This is a genomic window from Roseovarius marisflavi (genome assembly GCF_900142625.1).
GTDB lineage: Bacteria > Pseudomonadota > Alphaproteobacteria > Rhodobacterales > Rhodobacteraceae > Roseovarius > Roseovarius marisflavi.
The window spans coordinates 117458-135801 of the sequence record NZ_FRBN01000001.1; the positions used below are offsets into that span (position 1 = coordinate 117458).

An 18344-nucleotide genomic window follows, 5' to 3' on the forward strand; every position below is an offset into this window, starting at 1 on the left:
CATGGCACTCGAATCGCAGGCCGGGGCCTTGTCGCCGGTGATGGTGTTTGCGCTCGTGGGCGCATTGGGGGTCGGGGCGCAGTGGCTGGCCTGGCGGCTGCGCATGCCTGCCATCGTGCTGATGCTTCTGGCCGGGCTGGCGGTCGGGCCGGGTCTTGGCCTGTTTGATCCGGCGCGCGACATTGGCCCGCTGATGGGGCCGATGGTGGCGATTGCGGTGGCGATCATCCTGTTCGAGGGCGGTCTGACCCTCAATATCCAGAGCCTGCGGGGCGCCGCCGAAGGCGTCTGGCGGCTGGTGCTGATCGGCGCGCCGGTGGGCTGGCTTGGCTCGACGCTGGCGTTGCATTACGCCGCCGGGCTTGGCTGGGGCATTGCGGCGGTGTTCGGCGGCATCATGATCGTCACCGGCCCGACGGTGATTGCGCCGCTCCTGCGTCAGGCGCGCCTGGCCCGGCGCCCGGCGCAGCTTTTGCAATGGGAGGCGATCGTCAACGACCCCGTCGGCGCGCTTGCGGCGGTGCTGGCCTTCGAGGTGGTGCTTGTGCTCAACACCTCGGAAACCGCCGCCTCGGCGGTCTGGGCCATGGCGCGCGGCATCACCATCGCGGTGGCGCTCGGGCTTGCGGCGGGCTGGGGACTGTCGCGGGCGTTTCGCGACGGCAAAGTGCCCGAATACATGAAAGTCCCGGTGCTTTTCACTGTTTTGCTGGGTGTTTTTGCGCTTTCAGACGAGGTTTTGCATGAAAGTGGGCTTTTGACCGTTACGGTGATGGGCGTCTATATCGCCAATGCCAACCTGCCGAGCTATGCCGAGCTGCGCCGTTTCAAGGAGCATGCGACGGTCCTGCTGGTTTCGGGGGTGTTCATCCTTCTGGCGGCCTCGATGAATATGGAGGCGCTTGCGCTTCTGGATGCGCGCGCCGCGCTTTTCGTGGTGGTGACGATCCTTCTGGTGCGCCCTTCGACGGTGCTGCTGTCGCTGATCGGCACCAAGCTGCCGCTGAACGAGCGGCTTTTGGTGGCCTTCACCGGGCCGCGCGGCGTGGTTCTGGTGGCGGTGGCGGGGCTGTTTGGCGAACGCCTCGTGGCGCTTGGCTTTGAAGATGCGGCGCGATCGACGCCGCTGGCCTTTGCTTTGGTGGCGGCCACGGTGGTGCTGCACGGGTTTTCACTGCGTCCGATGGGACAGCTTTTGGGCCTTGCCGGGCAGGGCACGCCGGGGGTGATCATCACCGGCGGCTCGCAATTCGCCACCTCGCTTGGCAAGGCGCTTCAGGCGCTCGAGGTGCCGGTCCTGATCAGCGATCCGAACCGAAGCCACCTGCGCGCGGCGCGCGAGGCCGGCCTGCCGACATTTTTCGGTGATATCCTCTCCGAGGCGGCAGAGCATGGCGTCGAGATCATGAATTTCGGCCGCATTCTCGCGGTCAGTGACAATGACGCCTACAACACGCTGGTCGCCACCGACCTTGCCCCGGAATTTGGCCGCGACAACGTCTATCAGCTCCGGCGTGCGAAACAGGAATACGCCCGCCATGCCCTGCCGGCAAGTCTGGGGGGGCGCATAATTCTGGGCGATCTCGGCTATAACGAGCTTGCCCGGCGGATGACTGAGGGCTGGAGCGTGCGCACCACCACCCTGAGCGCCAGCTATGACTTTGAGGCATGGCAGGCCGACAATTCCGACGCGGTCATCCTGGCGGAATTGCAGAGTTCCGGCGCGCTTGTCTTCGTCACCAGCGAGACCAAGCCCAAATGGGCCTCGGGGCATAGCGTTATTGCGGTTGCTCCGGCGCGCAAGGAAAAGACGGTTTAACCAAAAGGCAAAGTTGAACGGATGCGACCAGAGTGTTAACGGTTGCTCGGTTAGTGAATTTTAGGTGGTAATTTCAGAGTGCAGGGCAATGTATCCGCCAAAACCGTTCTGATTGCGTCGGCGGGGTGCGCGGCAGGCCTTGCTTTGGCGGGCGGCTTTGCCCGCGCTGGTGCGGGTGTGATCGCGATTGACCGGGATGAAGAACGCAACACTGCTCTGGCCCGCATGAACCCGAGCCGGATAGAAACCCTGCGCCTTGATGTTATGCGCCCCCGGCAATGCCGGGATCTTGGCAATATATGGCAAAATACCCCGATTGACCTTTTGATCCACCTTCAGCCATTGCGCGATCCAACCCGGTTGGGCGCGGCGATCACCAGTATCCCGGCGCTGACGCGCGCGCTTGCGCCGGGGTTGCGGCGCGGACAGGGAAAGGTTCTGCTGGTCTATGACATGGCGGCGAACGGGGCGTCGGCCGAACAGCACGCCTATCGCTCGGCGCTGAATGATCTGGCGCCCTTGATGCAATCCGAGATGGGCGCACCCTTTGCGATCAACGCCCTGCGTCTGCACGCCTCTGGCCCGATGAGGCCGAAAATGCGGCGCGCGCCTGCTGCGCTTTTGCTGGCGGCGATGTATCTTGATCGCTCTGGCGCGGGCGGCGCCTGTGGCTCTGTGCTGACGGTTTGCGCGCCTAGTGATTGACGCCCCGGCTGTCAGTGGTAAACCAGCGCCCAACGCAGCAAGGAACACCCGATGAATCTGTTTACCGATATCCGCAGCCTCGTGCTTGACACTCTGGCCCAGATGCAGGCCCAGGGCAGCCTGCCCGAAGGGCTTGATCTGGCCAATGTCACGGTCGAGCCGCCGCGCGATCCGGCGCATGGCGACATGGCAACAAATGCGGCGATGGTTCTGGCCAAGCCTGCGGGCCTAAAGCCGCGTGATATCGCCGATGCTCTGGCGGCGCTTTTGGCCCAGGACGAGCGGATCACAAGCGCCGAAGTGGCCGGGCCGGGGTTTTTGAACCTGCGGCTGGCGGCCTCGCTCTGGCATGATGTCGCGCGCGCGGCGCTGACCACGGGCAAGGAATTCGGCCGCTCGGACATGGGGCAGGGTAAGCGCGTCAACGTTGAATTCGTCAGCGCCAATCCCACCGGCCCGCTGCATGTGGGCCACACCCGCGGCGCGGTGTTCGGCGATGCCCTGGCAAGCCTGCTTGATTTCGTCGGCTACGACGTCACCCGCGAATATTACATCAACGATGGCGGCGCGCAGGTCGATGTGCTCGCGAGGTCTGTCTATCTTCGCTATCTTGAGGCGCATGGCACGGCGGTGGCCTTTCCCGATGGCACCTATCCCGGCGATTACCTGATCGAGGTCGGACAGGCCCTCAAGGACAAGGTCGGCGCGGCCTATGTCGATCAGCCCGAAGAGGTCTGGCTGGAAGAGGTGCGCAATTTCGCCACCGAGGCGATGATGGCGCTTATCCGCACCGACCTGAAATCGCTTGGCGTGGAAATGGACGTATTCTATTCCGAAAAGTCGCTCTATGGCACCGGCCTGATCGAAGAAGCGCTTGCGGCGCTTGACGCAAAGGGGCTGATCTATGAGGGCGTGCTTGAGCCGCCCAAAGGCAAGCTTCCCGAGGATTGGGAGCCGCGCGAACAGACGCTGTTCCGCTCGACGGCGCATGGCGATGACGTGGATCGCCCGGTCAAAAAATCCGATGGCGGCTGGACCTATTTCGCGCCCGACATTGCCTATCACTTTGACAAGATCAACCGTGGCTTTGACATGCTGATCGACGTGCTCGGTGCCGATCATGGCGGCTATGTCAAACGGATGAAGGCCGCCGTCAGTGCCTTGTCGGATGCGCGCGTGCCGCTTGATATCAAGCTGTGCCAGCTGGTGAAGCTCTACAAGAACGGCGAGCCGTTCAAGATGTCCAAGCGGGCAGGGACCTTTGTCACCCTGAGCGACGTGGTCGAGCTTGTCGGGCCGGACGTGACCCGCTTTGTGATGCTGACCCGCAAGAACGACGCGCCGCTTGATTTCGATTTCGACAAGGTCCTGGAACAGTCCAAGGACAACCCGGTGTTTTATGTGCAATACGCCAATGCGCGGGTCAATTCGGTGCTGCGCAAGGCCGCCGAGGCGGGCATTGACGTCAGCGACGCGGCGCTTGCGGCGGCGGATCTTTCCGGTCTGACCCATGAGGCCGAGTTGAACCTTGCCAAAAAGCTGGCCGAATGGCCGCGCCTTGTGCAAATTGCCGGGCGCACCAACGAGCCGCATCGCGTGGCGTTTTACCTCTATGATCTGGCCAGCGATCTGCATGCCTTGTGGAACCGTGGCCATGACGATGCTAGCCTGCGCTTCCTTCAGGACGGCGATCCGGACACGTCACAGGCGAAAATCGCCCTTATACGTGCTGTTACCGTTGTTATTTCCGCAGGTCTTGGTATTCTTGGCGTAACTCCGGCGGAAGAGATGCGATAAAAAATCGCACGAACAGAGGCTGGGGGTGAGGCAGATCATCAACTCCCCGGCGGCCATGTATCGTCGGTGAAAAAGAGGCGGACCATGGCACAGATGCAGCAAGCGCAGTATACCACTGCGCCGGATCGGGCGAATGTCCTTGTCAAACTGACGAATTTAACAGGCGCGGCCTTGTCGCTGGCGCTGATTGTTGGCGTGGGGGTTTGGGGCTACAAACTTCTGGTGCGTGACGTTTCCGGCGTGCCGGTGGTGCGCGCCGCCGAGGGGCCGATGCGGGTGCAACCGGCCGATCCTGGCGGAAGTGCAGCCGAGCATCAGGGCCTTGCTGTGAACAGTGTCGCCGCAGAAGGCACCGCCGCCGCGCCCGCGGATCGGCTTGTGCTTGCCCCGCCGCCGCTTGAGCTGACGCTTGAGGATGTGCCGACAGCCGCTCTTGAAATCGAGCAACAGGCAGAGGTGACCCCAACCGCAGAGGCGGGCGAAAGCGATCCTCTGGCCGCGCAGGAAACCCTGCAAAATGCCTCGCTCGACACGCGGGCCGAACAGCTATCCGCAGGCGTGCCCCCGATTTCCGGCCTTGAAGAGGCTCCCGCTGCCACGCCAGAGCCCGAAGAAATTGCCGCACCGGCCCCGGTCAAGGGCGGCATTGGCACGTCACTCCGCCCACGTGTGCGCCCGGCCAAATTGACCAGCGTCCCCGAGGCCGTGGCCCTTGCCGTCGCCGCCGCGCAATCGGCGCCCTTGGCCGAAGTGAACCCCGACACCATCCCCGTCGGCACACGTCTGGCCCAGCTGGGCGCGTTTGATAGCCCCGAAGTGGCACGCGGCGAATGGGATCGCCTGTCGGCCAAGTTTGGTGATTTCCTTGAGGGAAAACAGCGTGTTATCCAGCGTGCTGAAAGTGGCGGGCGTACCTTTTACCGGCTGCGCGCCATGGGCTTTGCCGATCTTGGCGATGCGCGCCGGTTCTGTTCTGCGCTTGTGGCGGAACGCGCCGAATGTATCCCGGTGGTCACCCGTTGACAGGGTTCGGCGCGAGTATTCTTGACGCCGAAGGCCTGCGCCTGAGCGCCGAGGAAAAGACGTTTTTCGCCAAGGCCGATCCGTTCGGCTTTATCCTGTTTGCGCGCAATATCGACAGCCCCGAGCAGGTGCGCGCGCTTTGCGCCGAGATGCGCGATGCGGTTGGGCGCAACGCCCCGATCACCATAGATCAGGAAGGCGGCCGCGTGCAGCGCCTGCGCGCGCCGCTTTGGCGCGAGTGGCCCGCCCCTCTTGATCACGTGCGCGCCGCGGGCGAGCATGCCGAAGAGGTAATGTACCTGCGCTATCGCCTGATTGCGAATGAGTTGCATGCCCTTGGCATCGACAGCAATTGCGCACCGCTGGTCGATGTGGCCGGGCCCTCGACCCATCCGTTCTTGCAAAACCGCTGTTACGGGTTTGACGCCGACACGGTCGCGCGCCTCGGCCGGGCGGTGGCCAATGGCCTGCTCGATGGTGGCGTCTTGCCGGTCGTGAAACATATCCCCGGCCATGGCCGTGCAGAGGCTGACAGCCACCTTGATCTGCCAACGGTCGACGCGCCGCATGAGCAGCTTTCACAAACCGATTTCGCGCCCTTTGCCGCACTCAACGATCTGCCTCTGGGGATGACGGCGCATCTGGTCTATTCCGCGATAGACCCAAAGCCCGCCACCACCTCGGCCAAAATGATGCGGCTGATCCGCGACGAGATCGGCTTTGACGGGCTGATCATGACCGATGACATTTCGATGAAGGCGCTCAGCGGCTCACTTGGCGATCTGTCGCGCGCCGCGATTGTGGCGGGCTGTGACGTGATCCTGCATTGCAACGGTACGCTGGACGAGCGCCGCGAGGTGGCCGAGGCCGCCGGGCGGATGAGCGAGGCCGCGCAAACCCGCGCAGAGCGGGCGCTTAAGGCGCGCAAAACCCCGGAGTCTGTTGACATTCCGGCCCTATCAGCAAAGCTTGACGCGCTGATAAACGGGCGAGTGGATGACTGAGAACGACTTTAGCGACGTGGACAAGCCGAGCGAGGTGGCCGAACGGCTGGCTGCCGAGGCGTTGATCGTCGATGTCGATGGTTTTGAAGGCCCGCTCGATCTTTTGCTGACGCTGAGCCGCACACAGAAAGTCGATCTACGCAAGATTTCTGTGCTCGAACTGGCACGGCAATATCTGACCTTTGTCGAACGGGCCAAGGCGCTCCGGCTTGAGCTTGCGGCGGATTACCTGGTGATGGCGGCCTGGCTCGCCTTTCTGAAATCGCGGCTCTTGCTGCCGCCGGATCCGACCGAAGAAGGGCCATCCGGCGAAGAGCTTGCCGCGCATCTGGCGTTTCAGCTTGAGCGTTTGCAGGCGATGCGCGATTGCGCCGCGCGCCTGATGGGGCGTGACCGGATGGGGCGGGATTTCTTTGCGCGCGGGGTGCCCGAAGACGTCACCCGCCTGCGCCGCGTGACCTATTCCGCGACGCTTCTGGACCTGATGCAGGGCTATGCCCGCATCCGGACCCGCGACGAATTTCGCCCCTTCGTGATGGACCGCGACTCGATCTTCACCATGGAGCAGGCGCTAGAGCGTCTGCGCGGGCTGATCGGCTATGCTGGCACATGGACGGATATTTCGACCTATCTGCCCGACGGGTTTACCACCGATCCCGCGCGCCGGCGCTCGGCCACGGCCTCGACCTTTGCGGCCTCGCTTGAACTGGTGAAAGAGGGGCGCGCCGAGCTTCGACAATCAGACGCTTTCGCACCGATCGAACTGCGCCGTAAGGATTAAGAATATGCCGGAAGTTGACGTAAAAAAAGAAGAAAGCCTGTTCGAGGCGCCCCCGATTGCAGAGCAGGAACGCATGGTCGAAGCGATCCTTTTCGCCAGTGCCGAGCCGGTGACCACCAAGGAATTATCTGCGCGGATGCCGCATGGCTCTGATCCGGCCGAGGCGCTTGTCTACCTGCGCAAACGCTATGCGGGGCGCGGGGTGCATGTGGTCAAGGTGGGCGATGCCTGGGCGATGCGCACGGCACCCGATCTTGGCTTTCTGATGAGCCGGGAAACCGTCGAGACCCGCAAACTGTCGCGCGCGGCGATCGAGACGCTGGCGATCATCGCCTATCACCAACCCGTCACCCGCGCCGAGATCGAGGAAATTCGCGGCGTCTCGGTCAGCCGGGGCACGGTCGATCAATTGCTTGAAATGGAATGGATCCGGTTTGGTCGGCGCAAGATGACGCCGGGCCGGCCGGTGACCTTCGTGGTGACCCAGGAATTCCTCGATCACTTCGGCCTTGAATCGGCGCGCGATCTGCCGGGACTGAAAGAGTTGCGCGCGGCGGGGCTTTTGGAAAATCGCCCGCCGCCGGGGCTTATGCCGCAGATGGGCGAGGGCGATGAAGACAGCGCCGAGGAAACCGCAGAGGGGCAGAACGAGCTGTTCGAGGACTGAACGCCACACCTAGCGTTTGGTGCGGCCCTTTTTCATGATCTTATTGCCTCGCGGCCCGGTTGCGACCGGGGTATTCACGCGGTTTTCCTCTGATAGCTTGCGCCAGCGTTCCAAGCGGTCGGGATCAAGCGCGCCCGCCGCCACCGCCGCCTGCACCGCGCAGCCCGGCTCGTGGGCATGGGTGCAATCGCGAAACCGGCACTCTGGCGCAAGCTCGGCGATTTCGGAAAACAACTTGTCGAGGCCGACGCCAATATCGCTCACGTGAAGCGAGCGCATGCCCGGTGTGTCAATCGCCAGCCCGCCGCCCTTGACCCCGTGAAGCGAGCGCGAGGTGGTGGTATGGCGCCCCTTGGCGTCATCCTCGCGGATGCCGCTTGTGGGCTGCGCCGTCGCGTCATCCTTGGCCGCGAGGGTGTTGAGCAGGGTCGATTTTCCCACACCGGAGGAGCCGACTAGCGCCACGGTCTGTCCCGGCCCGCACCACCGCGCAAGGGCGGCGGCAGATTCGGTATCCTTGGCGTTGAGGGTGACCACCTCAAGCCCGCGCTGCAGGGCCGCGGCGCGGCTCTGGTAGCTTGCGGCGTCCGCGACCATATCGGCCTTGGTCAACAGGATCACCGGCGTCGTGCCGGCCTCATTGGCATGGGCGAGATAGCGCTCAAGCCGCGCCGGGTTGAAATCGGCATTACACGAGGTGACGATAAACAGCGTGTCAATATTGGCGGCAATCAGTTGCGGCGCGCGGGTGCCTTCGGTGCGGCGACGCAACAGCGAGCTACGCTCGAGGCGGCGGGTGACGGTATCGGTTTCGCGATCGACCAGAACCCAGTCGCCCACGGCGAAATCGGTGGTGTTGGCATGGGCCGGAAGGTTCAACTTTACCGTGCCCGAGGGTGACAGCGCCGTGACCCGCGAGCGATGCACCGTGGCGATGCGCATCGGGGCAAGCGCGGTTTGCTCCGGGGTGAGCTGCGCCTCGAAGGTCTTAGACCAGCCGAGGGCCGCGAGGGAGGTGGAAGAGGGGGCGCTGATCTGTGTCATGGATGATGCATGAATGCGGCGTCTTTGGGATGCAAGCTTTTGTTGCGTACGGAGCCGCAGGGGCGGCGCATATTGACAGTGAGGGAGCCTCCGGCGGGAGTATTTTGACCAAGAAGAAGGCGGCGGGACGCCGTTTTTGTTAAAACTTTTCGCGATGCCCTGAAAATTGCATCTTTATGTGGTATGTCGAGCGCAGAGGCAGACAAAGGACATGACGCAATGAAAGTCAATCAGATAGTCACCATGGTTATGCGCATGGTCATGCGCCGCCTGATGCGCAGCGGCGTGAATGCCGGCATGGATGCAATCGGCAAGCGGATGGGCGGCAAGGGCGATGCAACCCCCGGTCCCGATGGTCAGAAAACCGCACAGCGGACCCGGCAGGCGATGAAGCTTGGCCGCAGGATCGGGCGCTTCTGAGGCGCGTCTAGCTTTTGAAGTGCTTGCTGAGCTTGAGGCCCTGACCTTGGTAGTTTGAGGCAATGCCTGCGCCGTAAAGCTGATCGGGGACCTGATCCATTTTCTCATAGACGAGGCGGCCGACGATCTGGCCGTGTTCAAGAACGAAGGGGGCCTCGTGACAGCGCACTTCGAGCACGCCGCGCGAGCCGCTGCCTCCGGCCGCATCATGGCCAAAGCCGGGGTCAAAGAAACCGGCGTAATGCACGCGGAATTCGCCGACCATGGCCACATAGGGCGCCATTTCTGCGGCGTAGTCTGGCGGGATGTGCACCGCCTCGCGGCTGACCAGAATATAGAAGGCGCCGGGATCGAGGATGATATGGCCGCCCTCAGTATGGACCTCTTCCCAATATTCAGAGGGGTCGTAATATCCGATCTTCTCAAGGTCGATCACGCCGGTATGCGGTTTGGCGCGATAGCCGACCAGTGTGCTGTCACTGGGGCGCAGGTCAACGGAAAAGCCAAGGCCCTCGTCGATCACGGCGTTGCCATCGACCAGCGGGCTCGCGGCATGAAGCGCGCGCAGGGCGGCGTCATCCAGCGTGGCGTGATCCTGGCGAAAGCGGATCTGATTGAGGCGCATGCCGGGGCGCACCAGAACAGAAAACGAGCGCGGACAGATTTCGGCGTAAAGCGGGCCGGCGTAGCCGGGCGGTACGCGGTCAAATTCGACGCCGCCATCGGTGATCATCCGCGTCAGAAGATCAAGCCGCCCGGTCGAGGATTTGGCATTTGCCACGGCCTGAACGCCCTCGGGAAGGGTCAGACCTTCCATCAGGGGCACCACGTAGACGCAGCCCTTTTCCAGAACCGCGCCCTGGCTCAGATCAATCCGGTGCATTTCAAATTCGGCAAGCCGCTCGGCGACGGTGCGGCCAGAGCCGGTGAGGAACGAGGCGCGCACGCGGTAGGCCAGGGTGCCAAGGCGCAAATCGAGGCTCGCCGGTTGCACCTGTTCGGGCAGGATATCAGGCGTTGCATGAAGCGCACCATCGGCGATCATCGCCTTTATTTGCTGGCTGGAAAGAACCCCGGTCATCTTTGCCCCCTATGGCAGCCCCGCATCTTTGGCGCGGTGCCCTGGGGGGGCAGATGGGCGGGATCGTCGGTTAAATTGGTCGGGCTAGCAGGACTCGAACCTGCGACCTTCCGTCCCCCAGACGGACGCGCTACCAGGCTGCGCCATAGCCCGACGATGTGGACGTCATACTGGTTTTCAGAGCGGGGACAAGGGCTAATTCCCACTTTTTAGTCCCGGAGTTGACCATCTTGCGATTTCGCCGCCCCAAGCGCCGAGAGCCGGGCCAGCAAAGGCCCGAGACGCGCGGCGGTTTCGGTCGAAATCGGGCGTGGCAGATCGGCTAGCGCGGCAAGCAGGCCGGGATCGGCGCTCACCTTGTCCGAGGCATCCTCGGGCAAATCCGGCTGGGGCAGGGGAGTGGGGCTTGCTGAGGGCTCCGGCTCCGAGGCTTCCTCGGGCTGAGCCTCTAGCACTGGCTCTGGTTCGGGCGCGGATTTGGGTGAGTCACCCTCAACCGGCTCAGAGGGCGAAGGCTCGTGCATGACCTCTGGCTCAATGCTTGCGGCCTCTGGCGCGATCTCAGCCTCAATCTCGGGTTCGGCCGCGGGCTCAGCCTGAGTTTTGGACGCGGCACTGCGCCCTTGGGGGGCAGGCTCTTCGGCCGGTTCGGCCTGTGCTTCGGCTATCTCGTGCTGATCAGTCTGCTCGGATGCGGGCTGACCCGGCTCGGGGGCCGAAAGGGGCGCAGAGGGCGCGTCATGTGGAAAAAGTGCATCCTGCGGGATCGGCATATCCGTCGCGGCGGGCAAGCTTGGCGCGGGGCGGGCACCCTCGTCGTCAGCGACGGTTGAGTCGGCCTCGCTGTCGGCGGCAATTTTCGGCGGTGTCACGGGGGCCTCACTGCCCCCGCGCCCGAAGTTCAGCACCTTGGCGGGTTCGGGCGGCTCTGGTGTCACGTCAAGCGCGATATCGCTGACTTCACCTTCGGTGACCTCGTCAAGCGGTTGTGACAGGCCCGAAACATGGCGCACACCCTGTTCGCGCAACAGTTTTTGCACGCCCTTGATGGTCATGCCCTCGTCATGCAGCAATGCCTTGATACCACCCAAGAGCAACATATCGGCAGGCCGGTAATAGCGTCGCCCGCCGGCGCGTTTGACCGGCTTGATCTGGGAAAACTTGCTTTCCCAGAACCGAAGCACATGCGCCGGAACCTCTAGCCATTCGGCAACCTCGCTGATTGTGCGAAAGGCGTCGGCGGATTTTGCCATCGGCTTTGTGCCCCTTAGCTTTTGTTGCCGGCCGCGACGCGATCTTTCATCAGGTGCGACGGGCGGAAGGTCAGAACCCGGCGGGGGTTGATCGGCACTTCTTCACCGGTCTTGGGATTGCGGCCAACACGGGCCGTCTTGTCGCGCACGGAAAACGTGCCAAAGGACGAAATCTTGACATGCTCGCCGTTTACCAGGGCGTCCGACATATGGTCCAGCACGCTTTCGACAAGCTGGGCGGCGTCGTTACGCGACAGGCCGACCTCTCGAAAAATTGCCTCGCTCAAATCCATTCGCGTCAATGTCTTATCGGTCATCAGGTCCCCCCGTGTTTTTCAACAACCTTAGGGCGGAAGGATTTTCCGAGTCAATGTCAACGACTTACACAGCAGGCTTAAAGCGCGCTTTTTTGCGGATTTTCTGTGATTTACCAGCGCAGAAGCACCGAGCCCCAGGCGAGACCGCCGCCAATCGCCTCTGAGAGCACAAGATCACCCTGCTTGATCTTGCCGGTTTCGACCCCGACCGAAAGGGCCAGAGGGATCGAGGCGGCCGAGGTATTGCCGTGATCCTGCACCGTGACGATCACCCGATCCATCGGCAGGCCCATCTTTTTGGCGGTGCCCTGGATGATGCGGATATTGGCCTGATGCGGAACGATCCAGTCGACGTCAGTGCCGCTGAGGCCGACCTTGGCAAGCGCGGTTTCGGCGGTCGAAGTCAGCTTTTCCACCGCCTGGCGGAACAGCGGATTACCCTGCATGCGCAATTTGCCCGCCGCGCCGGTCGTCGAGACGCCGCCATCGACATAAAGCATATCGCGATAGCGCCCGTCGGAATTCAGGTCCGCCGACAGAATGCCGCGATCGGCATTGTTGCCATTGCCCTTCTGAAGCCCGAGCACAAGCGCGCCGGCGCCATCGCCGAACAGCACACAGGTCGAGCGGTCGCTCCAGTCCATGATCCGGCTGAAGGTCTCGGCGCCGATCACCAGAAGGCGGTTGGCCTGACCGGCGATCAGCAGGGCGTTGGCATTGGTCAGCGCATAGATGAAGCCGGCACAGACCGCCTGAACGTCAAAGCCAAAGCCATGCGTCATGCCCAGCTCTCTTTGCACCATGGTGGCGACCGAGGGAAAGGTAAGATCGGGGGTCGAGGTGGCCACGATGATTCCGTCGATGTCGTCAGGCGTCAGCCCGGCATTTTCAAGCGCGGCCCGCGCGGCGCGCACGGCAAGGTCGGATGTGGTCTGGCCCTCGGCGGCAAAGCGTCGACGCTCGATCCCTGATCGGGTGCGAATCCATTCATCCGTTGTGTCGAGGGTTTTTTCAAATTCCGAGTTGGGAACAACACGATCCGGCAGGTAATGCCCGATCCCTTCCACAACGGCACGTACAGTCATTCAGTCTCACCGTCGATTAAATTATCTGAAGGCGCATCCTGATCCAGCGAGGCCGCAGATGCAACCCGCGCCGCAAGCCTTTCGGAAAAGCCCGACTGCGCAAGTTCAAACGCCAGCTTGATCGCCGAGGACACGCCCGTCTCATCCGCCGCGCCATGCGATTTCACAACCGTGCCGTTCAGCCCAAGGAACACGCCGCCATTGGCGCGCCGCGGGTCGATCCGCTTTTTCAGGCGCCGCAGGGCAGGGTAGGCAAGCATCGACGCCACCCGCGACAACAAGGAATAGGCGAAGGCCTCGCGCAGCAACTCCGAGATCAGCTTGGCAATGCCTTCGCCGGTCTTGAGCGCGACATTGCCGGTAAACCCATCGGTGACGATCACGTCACAGACAGTGCCCGGAAGATCGCGCCCTTCGACAAAGCCGACGAATTCGAAATCGGATGTTCGGGCATTGGCCGCAATCAGGTCATAGGCCTCTTTCAGCTCGGCGCGGCCTTTGTGTTCTTCGGTGCCGACGTTCAAGAGACCGATCCGCGGCTTGGCGAGGCCAAAGCCGTTGCGGGCATAAGAGGCCCCCATCAGCGCGTATTGCATCAGATCCTTGGCATCGGCGCGAATGTCGGCGCCGCCGTCGAGCATGATGTTGAATGCCTGCGGATTTCGCGAAGGCCACATGACGGCGATTGCCGGGCGATAAATGCCGGGAAGCTTGCGCAGGCGCAGAACCGACATCAGCATCAGGGCCCCGGTGTTGCCACAAGAGACACAGACCGTTGCCTCGCCGGCGCGCACGCTATCAAGCGCCGACCACATAGAGGTATCGCGCCCGTGACGCACGACATGCGCGGGTTTGTCCTCCATGGTGACGACTTCTGGCGCGTCGCGAATCTCGATACGCTCGGCCAACCCCTTGCGTTTGGCGACAAGGCGTTCAAGCTCGTCCTTGGGACCGTGCAGAATGAATCCGATATCTGGGTTGCGCTTCGCAGAATCGGCGATACCGGCGACAACAGTCGCCGGTCCCTGGTCACCGCCCATGGCGTCAACCGAGATAATGGTGCGCCCTGCACCCGCCTTGGATTGATCCGTGAGAGCGGTCATGCAGCAAATCGCCTTTTATCGCTTACGCTGCGTCGTCGTCCAGATCGATTTCGTCGGCCATGGCCACGACTTCGCGGTCGGCATAGTGGCCGCAGGATGCGCAAACGTGGTGCGGGCGCTTAAGCTCGCCACAGTTGGGGCATTCGTTCGGGTTGCCGGCAACCAGCGCGTCATGTGCGCGGCGGTTGTTGCGACGTGATTTCGATACTTTGTTCTGTTGGACAGCCATGTCTCAACCTCAATTCCTGTGGGCCGATCTGGCCCTGTTTCACGAGTGTTCGCGGCTCATAGTCTGTTACGAGCCGCCGGTTCAACCCTAAATTCCGATGAGAGCGCGAAAATACAGCGATTTGTTGCCGGGGCAAGCGATTCTTGGCGCTATTCGCCCTTTTCCATTTTGTCGCGCAGCGCGGCAAGGCCGGCAAAGGGTTTTGTGTCTTCATCCTCAAGCGGCTTGATGCCATCCTCTGCCACGGTGATCTGGCCCAATTCGGCGCCGTTGCTGCGCGGATAATCCGGCAGCGACAGCGCAAGCGCCTCGATCATCACGCGATCCAGGTCGATTTCGCTGCCAAGCGGTTCGATGGTGTCATCCTCGGGCATTTCCACCTCGTCGCCGGGGGCGACCTCCGGCTCTTGCGGCTCTGCCGAAAAGCGGCGGGTGATCTTGACGTCAATCCGGCTTGTGACCGGATCCAGCGTGATCACGCAGGGTTGTACCACCGTCGCGCCCAGATCGCCATGCAGCACCCAATCGGTGCGCCCCTCGGCCATCAACGTGCCCCGAAAGCGCAATTTGCGCAGCGCTGACAGCGAGAGTTCATCCGCGATCGCCGACATTTCGGCCTTGCCGGGGGTCAGATCAAACGCCACGGGCCGCTTGATCGACAGGTCAGAGACACGGAGCACGCTTTGTTTTTGAGGCGTTTGCGACATTGTCACCCTTGCTTCCTTTCTTGAACCATTGCACCACCTTGCTGTAAGCGGGATAAAAGCCGCGTTAAGCCAAGACAAGAGGGCAGAGATGACAGCTATCAGAAACCGGGTGGTCAGCGCCATGGCGCTTTGCTGTCTTATCGTCATGACCGCCTGTTCGGCGACCTACAAAAATCACGGCTATGTGCCGCTTGACGAGGATCTGCAAAACCTTGTCGTGGGCGTTGATACCCGTGCCACAGTGGACGATAGCGTTGGCCCGCCGTCTCTTTCGGGGATGCTGGGGGACGGAAATTACTATTACGTCCGCAGCCGCGTGCGCGAATATGGCATGTTCCGCCCAGAAGTCGTCGAGCGCCAGGTGCTGGCAATTTCCTTCAACGGGGACAACACGATTGCCAATATCGAGCGCTTTGGCCTTGAGGATGGCAACATTGTGCCGCTGTCGCGCCGGGTGACCGATTCGTCCGTGCTCAGCAACGGTTTCCTGCGTCAGCTGCTCGGCAATATTACTAATATCAATCCGCTTGAGGGTTTGAACTGATCGCAGATCGGCAAGAGGATGCTGTGATTGCTTGTGCGATGCATCCTGCCCCACTAGGGTCGCTCTGGCCTTATGGGGAAGGATCATGGCGGGTTCTCAACGCTCAAGATATCAGATGCGCATGGCGCAGGGTGGGCATGATATCCGCGCTGCACAGCGCCTGCGCCAGCTGGCCTTTGCCCCGATGGCGCAGGGCGATCTGGAGTGCGATGCGTTTGATCCGCTCTGCACCCACTTCCTGATCGAAGAACAGAGCAGCGGGCGGCTTGTCGGGTGTTTTCGTATGCTGATGCTCGCCAGCGGTGGCGAAATCCACCAGAGCTATGCCGCGCAATTCTATGATTTAACGCCACTTTCCGGGTTTTCCGGCCCGATGGCGGAACTGGGGCGCTTTTGCATCCTGCCCGGCGCGCAGGATCCCGATATCCTGCGCCATGCCTGGGCGGCAGTGACGCGCCATGTGGACCGGACCGGGGTCGAGATGCTGTTTGGCTGTTCGTCCTTTCAGGGCACCGATCCCGCGCCCTATCGCGATAGCTTTGCCTTGCTGCGCGACCGTCATTCCGCGCCAGAGCAGTGGCGTCCGGGGGTGGGCGCGCCCTGCGTTTTTCGCTTTGCCGAGGGGCTTGGCGGGGACGAATGCGACCCCAAACAGGCGCTTCGGACCATGCCGCCCCTGCTGCGCAGCTATCTGGTGATGGGGGGATGGGTCAGCGACCATGCAGTTGTCGACGAGCGGATGAATACGCTTCATGTCTTTACCGGGGTGGAAATCGGGGCGATTCCACCGGTACGCAAGCGATTGTTGCGCGCGATGGCCGGGGCCTAGGGCGCGTTCCAATGCGGAAAGTGCCGCGAGGCCACCCTTTCGCTTGACGCCCCCGAGGCCCCGAGATAGCCCGCTGTCATGGCACGCGCACCTCTTCTCCAGCTCACCGATATCTCGCTTACCTTTGGGGGTGAGCCGATATTTCATGACCTTTCGCTTGTGGTTCAACCCGGTGACCGGGTTGCTCTTGTCGGGCGCAATGGCTCGGGGAAATCCACCCTTCTCAAGGTGATGGCGGGGCTGGTCGAACCCGATAAGGGCGTGCGGGTTGTGACCCCCGGCATTAGCGTCGGCTACATGGAGCAAGAGCCCGATATGAAAGGTTTTACCACGCTTGGTGACTATGCGGTCAGCGAGCTGGATGCCTCCGAGATGTACCGCGTCGAGATGGCTGGCGAAGGCTTGAAGTTTGACCCCGACCGCCCCGTCGCCACCGCCTCTGGCGGCGAGCGGCGGCGCGCTGCCTTGGCCAAGCTGATGGCCGAGGCGCCGGATCTCATGCTGCTCGACGAGCCGACCAACCACCTTGATATCGAGGCGATCGGCTGGCTTGAAAACGAGTTGAAACAGACCCGAAAAGGCTTTGTTCTGATCAGCCACGACCGCGCATTTTTGCGTGAACTTACGCGTGCAACACTCTGGATTGACAGGGGAATGACACGCCGTCAGGAAACCGGTTTCGAGCACTTCGAGGCCTGGCGCGACAAGGTCTGGGAAGATGAGGACATGCAGCGCCACAAGCTTGATCGCAAGATCAAGTCCGAGGCCCGTTGGGCCGTCGAGGGAATCAGCGCCCGGCGCACCCGCAACCAGGGCCGCGTGCGCGCCTTGCAAGACCTGCGCGCCGAGCGCGCGAGCCAGATCAGACGCCAGGGCACCGCCGCAATGGCGCTCGAGGCGGGCCCGTCTTCGGGCCGAAAGGTGATCGAGGCGATAGATATTTCAAAGGGTTACGGTGACAAGCTCATCGTGAAAGATTTCAGCATCAAGATTCAGCGCCGCGACCGCGTGGCCTTTGTCGGCCCCAATGGCGTGGGCAAGACGACTCTGTTGAAAATGCTGCTGAAAGAGATCGAACCCGACGAAGGCAAGGTCGTTCTGGGAACCAATCTTGTGCCTGCCGTGTTCGATCAGGCCCGTGCCCAGCTTCACCCGGAAATGACGCTTTGGGAAAGCCTGACGGGGGATGCCGAGATGCGTGTTTCGGGGCAGGCCGACCAGATCATGGTGCGCGGCGTTCCGCGCCACGTGGTCAGCTATCTCAAGGATTTCCTGTTTGACGAACGTCAGGCGCGGGCGCCGGTCAAGTCCTTGTCAGGCGGTGAAAAAGCCCGGCTTTTGCTGGCGAAACTGATGGCGCGCGAAAGCAATCTTCTGGTGCTTGACGAACCGACCAACGACCTTGATATCGAAACGCTCGACCTGTTGCAGGAATTGCTCGACGATTACGATGGCACCGTTCTTCTGGTCAGCCACGACCGTGATTTCCTTGATCGCGTCGCCACCACCACCATCGCCATGGAGGGCGACGGCCGCGCCACCGCCTATGCCGGCGGGTGGAGCGACTATCGCGCGCAGCGCGCTGCCGGGGCATCGGGTGACAGTGATAAAAAGCAAGATAAATCAAAGCAGAGCAAGACAGAGTTAAAGCAGGAAAAAGCCGCAAAATCGCGACTGTCCTTTACCGAAAAGCACCGGCTTGAAAAATTGCCCGCGGTGATGGAGCGGCTTCAGGCCGAGATCGCAAAGCTGGAAGAGCTGTTGGCCGATCCGGCGTTATTCACCCGCGAGCCGGTCAAGTTCAAAAAGGCGACCGAGGCCTTGACCTCGCGCCAGGCAACCTTGGCCAAGGCCGAAGAAGAATGGCTTGCCCTGGCGGAAAAGGCCGAATCCGAGGGTTGATTTTTGCGCCCATCCCTTGGCTCTTAGGGGAGGG

The 18344-nt window shown here is 62.2% G+C and carries 19 protein-coding genes and 1 tRNA gene; 11 read left to right on the forward strand and 9 right to left on the reverse strand.

The genetic code is table 11. From position 1 onward, the window contains the following. Position 1 precedes the first annotated feature (1 nt). The 7 genes from BUB78_RS00580 (at position 2) to scpB (ending at position 7796) form a co-directional block, all read left to right on the forward strand. A complete protein-coding gene (locus BUB78_RS00580) occupies positions 2–1819 on the forward strand; it encodes a cation:proton antiporter (protein WP_073193986.1) in 1818 nt (605 codons plus the stop codon). A gap of 78 nt (positions 1820–1897) precedes the next feature. Then, a complete protein-coding gene (locus BUB78_RS00585) occupies positions 1898–2524 on the forward strand; it encodes a Rossmann-fold NAD(P)-binding domain-containing protein (protein WP_073193987.1) in 627 nt (208 codons plus the stop codon). Between the two features lie 51 nt (positions 2525–2575). After that, positions 2576–4321, forward strand: coding sequence for an arginine--tRNA ligase (argS, locus tag BUB78_RS00590; protein WP_073193988.1), 1746 nt, complete (start codon positions 2576–2578; stop codon positions 4319–4321). 84 nt (positions 4322–4405) lie between these two features. Then, positions 4406–5344, forward strand: a complete 939-nt coding sequence (locus BUB78_RS00595; RefSeq protein WP_073193989.1) for an SPOR domain-containing protein — start codon at positions 4406–4408, stop codon at positions 5342–5344. Continuing rightward, a complete protein-coding gene (gene nagZ, locus BUB78_RS00600) occupies positions 5320–6348 on the forward strand; it encodes a beta-N-acetylhexosaminidase (RefSeq protein ID WP_073193990.1) in 1029 nt (342 codons plus the stop codon). The genes BUB78_RS00595 and nagZ overlap by 25 nt, the downstream gene beginning before the upstream one ends. Next, the gene (locus tag BUB78_RS00605; protein WP_073193991.1) at positions 6341–7129 is read left to right on the forward strand and encodes a segregation and condensation protein A; all 789 of its coding nucleotides are present in this window, start codon (positions 6341–6343) and stop codon (positions 7127–7129) included. The genes nagZ and BUB78_RS00605 overlap by 8 nt, the downstream gene beginning before the upstream one ends. A 4-nt stretch (positions 7130–7133) precedes the next feature. After that, on the forward strand, positions 7134–7796 hold the full coding sequence (scpB, locus tag BUB78_RS00610; protein ID WP_073193992.1) for an SMC-Scp complex subunit ScpB: 663 nt from the start codon (positions 7134–7136) through the stop codon (positions 7794–7796). A 9-nt stretch (positions 7797–7805) separates the two neighbouring features. Here the strand turns inward: scpB and rsgA are convergent, their stop codons facing one another. Next, on the reverse strand, positions 7806–8840 hold the full coding sequence (gene rsgA, locus BUB78_RS00615) for a ribosome small subunit-dependent GTPase A (protein WP_073193993.1): 1035 nt from the start codon (positions 8838–8840) through the stop codon (positions 7806–7808). A 219-nt stretch (positions 8841–9059) separates the two neighbouring features. Here rsgA and BUB78_RS00620 point away from each other — a divergent pair, with 219 nt between their 5' ends. After that, complete coding sequence (locus tag BUB78_RS00620) at positions 9060–9260, forward strand: hypothetical protein (protein ID WP_139279217.1); 201 nt, start codon at positions 9060–9062, stop codon at positions 9258–9260. A 7-nt stretch (positions 9261–9267) separates the two neighbouring features. On the opposite strand, the gene BUB78_RS00625 is transcribed toward BUB78_RS00620, so the two are convergent. From BUB78_RS00625 to BUB78_RS00660, 8 genes are all read right to left on the reverse strand, one after another. Next, positions 9268–10341: a 2'-deoxycytidine 5'-triphosphate deaminase gene (locus BUB78_RS00625; RefSeq protein ID WP_073193995.1), complete on the reverse strand. Its 1074-nt coding sequence runs from the start codon at positions 10339–10341 to the stop codon at positions 9268–9270. Between the two features lie 76 nt (positions 10342–10417). After that, positions 10418–10494: transfer RNA gene (locus tag BUB78_RS00630), tRNA-Pro, on the reverse strand. Between the two features lie 56 nt (positions 10495–10550). Continuing rightward, positions 10551–11594: a MerR family transcriptional regulator gene (locus BUB78_RS00635; protein WP_073193996.1), complete on the reverse strand. Its 1044-nt coding sequence runs from the start codon at positions 11592–11594 to the stop codon at positions 10551–10553. Between the two features lie 14 nt (positions 11595–11608). Further along, a complete protein-coding gene (ihfA, locus tag BUB78_RS00640) occupies positions 11609–11911 on the reverse strand; it encodes an integration host factor subunit alpha (RefSeq protein WP_073193997.1) in 303 nt (100 codons plus the stop codon). A gap of 110 nt (positions 11912–12021) precedes the next feature. After that, complete coding sequence (locus BUB78_RS00645; protein WP_073193998.1) at positions 12022–12996, reverse strand: beta-ketoacyl-ACP synthase III; 975 nt, start codon at positions 12994–12996, stop codon at positions 12022–12024. Further along, positions 12993–14099 (reverse strand): phosphate acyltransferase PlsX, encoded by a 1107-nt coding sequence (plsX, locus tag BUB78_RS00650; RefSeq protein ID WP_073193999.1) that lies wholly within the window; start codon positions 14097–14099, stop codon positions 12993–12995. The genes BUB78_RS00645 and plsX overlap by 4 nt, the downstream gene beginning before the upstream one ends. Before the next feature lie 22 nt (positions 14100–14121). Next, entirely contained in the window at positions 14122–14328 is a 207-nt protein-coding gene (gene rpmF, locus BUB78_RS00655; RefSeq protein ID WP_073194000.1) for a 50S ribosomal protein L32, read from the reverse strand. A gap of 149 nt (positions 14329–14477) precedes the next feature. Beyond that, positions 14478–15035 carry a YceD family protein gene (locus BUB78_RS00660; RefSeq protein ID WP_073194001.1) on the reverse strand — a complete coding sequence of 186 codons (558 nt, stop codon included), beginning with the start codon at positions 15033–15035 and terminating at the stop codon, positions 14478–14480. Positions 15036–15123: 88 nt separating this feature from the next. Here BUB78_RS00660 and BUB78_RS00665 point away from each other — a divergent pair, with 88 nt between their 5' ends. The 3 genes from BUB78_RS00665 to BUB78_RS00675 all read left to right on the forward strand — a co-directional run bounded on the left by BUB78_RS00665 (position 15124) and on the right by BUB78_RS00675 (position 18310). Further along, positions 15124–15579 (forward strand): outer membrane protein assembly factor BamE, encoded by a 456-nt coding sequence (locus BUB78_RS00665; RefSeq protein WP_073194002.1) that lies wholly within the window; start codon positions 15124–15126, stop codon positions 15577–15579. 85 nt (positions 15580–15664) lie between these two features. Beyond that, entirely contained in the window at positions 15665–16408 is a 744-nt protein-coding gene (locus BUB78_RS00670; protein WP_073194003.1) for a GNAT family N-acetyltransferase, read from the forward strand. 78 nt (positions 16409–16486) lie between these two features. After that, positions 16487–18310, forward strand: a complete 1824-nt coding sequence (locus BUB78_RS00675) for an ABC-F family ATP-binding cassette domain-containing protein (RefSeq protein ID WP_073194004.1) — start codon at positions 16487–16489, stop codon at positions 18308–18310. Positions 18311–18344 lie beyond the last annotated feature (34 nt).

What these genes read in the sequence shown, in the direction of transcription:
- BUB78_RS00580 (WP_073193986.1), top strand. Translation starts at nt 2, where the DNA reads ATGGCACTCGAATCGCAGGCCGGGGCCTTGTCGCCGGTGATGGTGTTT.
- argS (WP_073193988.1), top strand. Translation starts at nt 2,576, where the DNA reads ATGAATCTGTTTACCGATATCCGCAGCCTCGTGCTTGACACTCTGGCC.
- BUB78_RS00595 (WP_073193989.1), top strand. Translation starts at nt 4,406, where the DNA reads ATGGCACAGATGCAGCAAGCGCAGTATACCACTGCGCCGGATCGGGCG.
- nagZ (WP_073193990.1), top strand. Translation starts at nt 5,320, where the DNA reads ATGTATCCCGGTGGTCACCCGTTGACAGGGTTCGGCGCGAGTATTCTT.
- BUB78_RS00605 (WP_073193991.1), top strand. Translation starts at nt 6,341, where the DNA reads ATGACTGAGAACGACTTTAGCGACGTGGACAAGCCGAGCGAGGTGGCC.
- scpB (WP_073193992.1), top strand. Translation starts at nt 7,134, where the DNA reads ATGCCGGAAGTTGACGTAAAAAAAGAAGAAAGCCTGTTCGAGGCGCCC.
- rsgA (WP_073193993.1), bottom strand. Translation starts at nt 8,840, where the DNA reads ATGACACAGATCAGCGCCCCCTCTTCCACCTCCCTCGCGGCCCTCGGC.
- BUB78_RS00620 (WP_139279217.1), top strand. Translation starts at nt 9,060, where the DNA reads ATGAAAGTCAATCAGATAGTCACCATGGTTATGCGCATGGTCATGCGC.
- BUB78_RS00625 (WP_073193995.1), bottom strand. Translation starts at nt 10,341, where the DNA reads ATGACCGGGGTTCTTTCCAGCCAGCAAATAAAGGCGATGATCGCCGAT.
- BUB78_RS00635 (WP_073193996.1), bottom strand. Translation starts at nt 11,594, where the DNA reads ATGGCAAAATCCGCCGACGCCTTTCGCACAATCAGCGAGGTTGCCGAA.
- ihfA (WP_073193997.1), bottom strand. Translation starts at nt 11,911, where the DNA reads ATGACCGATAAGACATTGACGCGAATGGATTTGAGCGAGGCAATTTTT.
- BUB78_RS00645 (WP_073193998.1), bottom strand. Translation starts at nt 12,996, where the DNA reads ATGACTGTACGTGCCGTTGTGGAAGGGATCGGGCATTACCTGCCGGAT.
- plsX (WP_073193999.1), bottom strand. Translation starts at nt 14,099, where the DNA reads ATGACCGCTCTCACGGATCAATCCAAGGCGGGTGCAGGGCGCACCATT.
- rpmF (WP_073194000.1), bottom strand. Translation starts at nt 14,328, where the DNA reads ATGGCTGTCCAACAGAACAAAGTATCGAAATCACGTCGCAACAACCGC.
- BUB78_RS00660 (WP_073194001.1), bottom strand. Translation starts at nt 15,035, where the DNA reads ATGTCGCAAACGCCTCAAAAACAAAGCGTGCTCCGTGTCTCTGACCTG.
- BUB78_RS00665 (WP_073194002.1), top strand. Translation starts at nt 15,124, where the DNA reads ATGACAGCTATCAGAAACCGGGTGGTCAGCGCCATGGCGCTTTGCTGT.
- BUB78_RS00670 (WP_073194003.1), top strand. Translation starts at nt 15,665, where the DNA reads ATGGCGGGTTCTCAACGCTCAAGATATCAGATGCGCATGGCGCAGGGT.
- BUB78_RS00675 (WP_073194004.1), top strand. Translation starts at nt 16,487, where the DNA reads ATGGCACGCGCACCTCTTCTCCAGCTCACCGATATCTCGCTTACCTTT.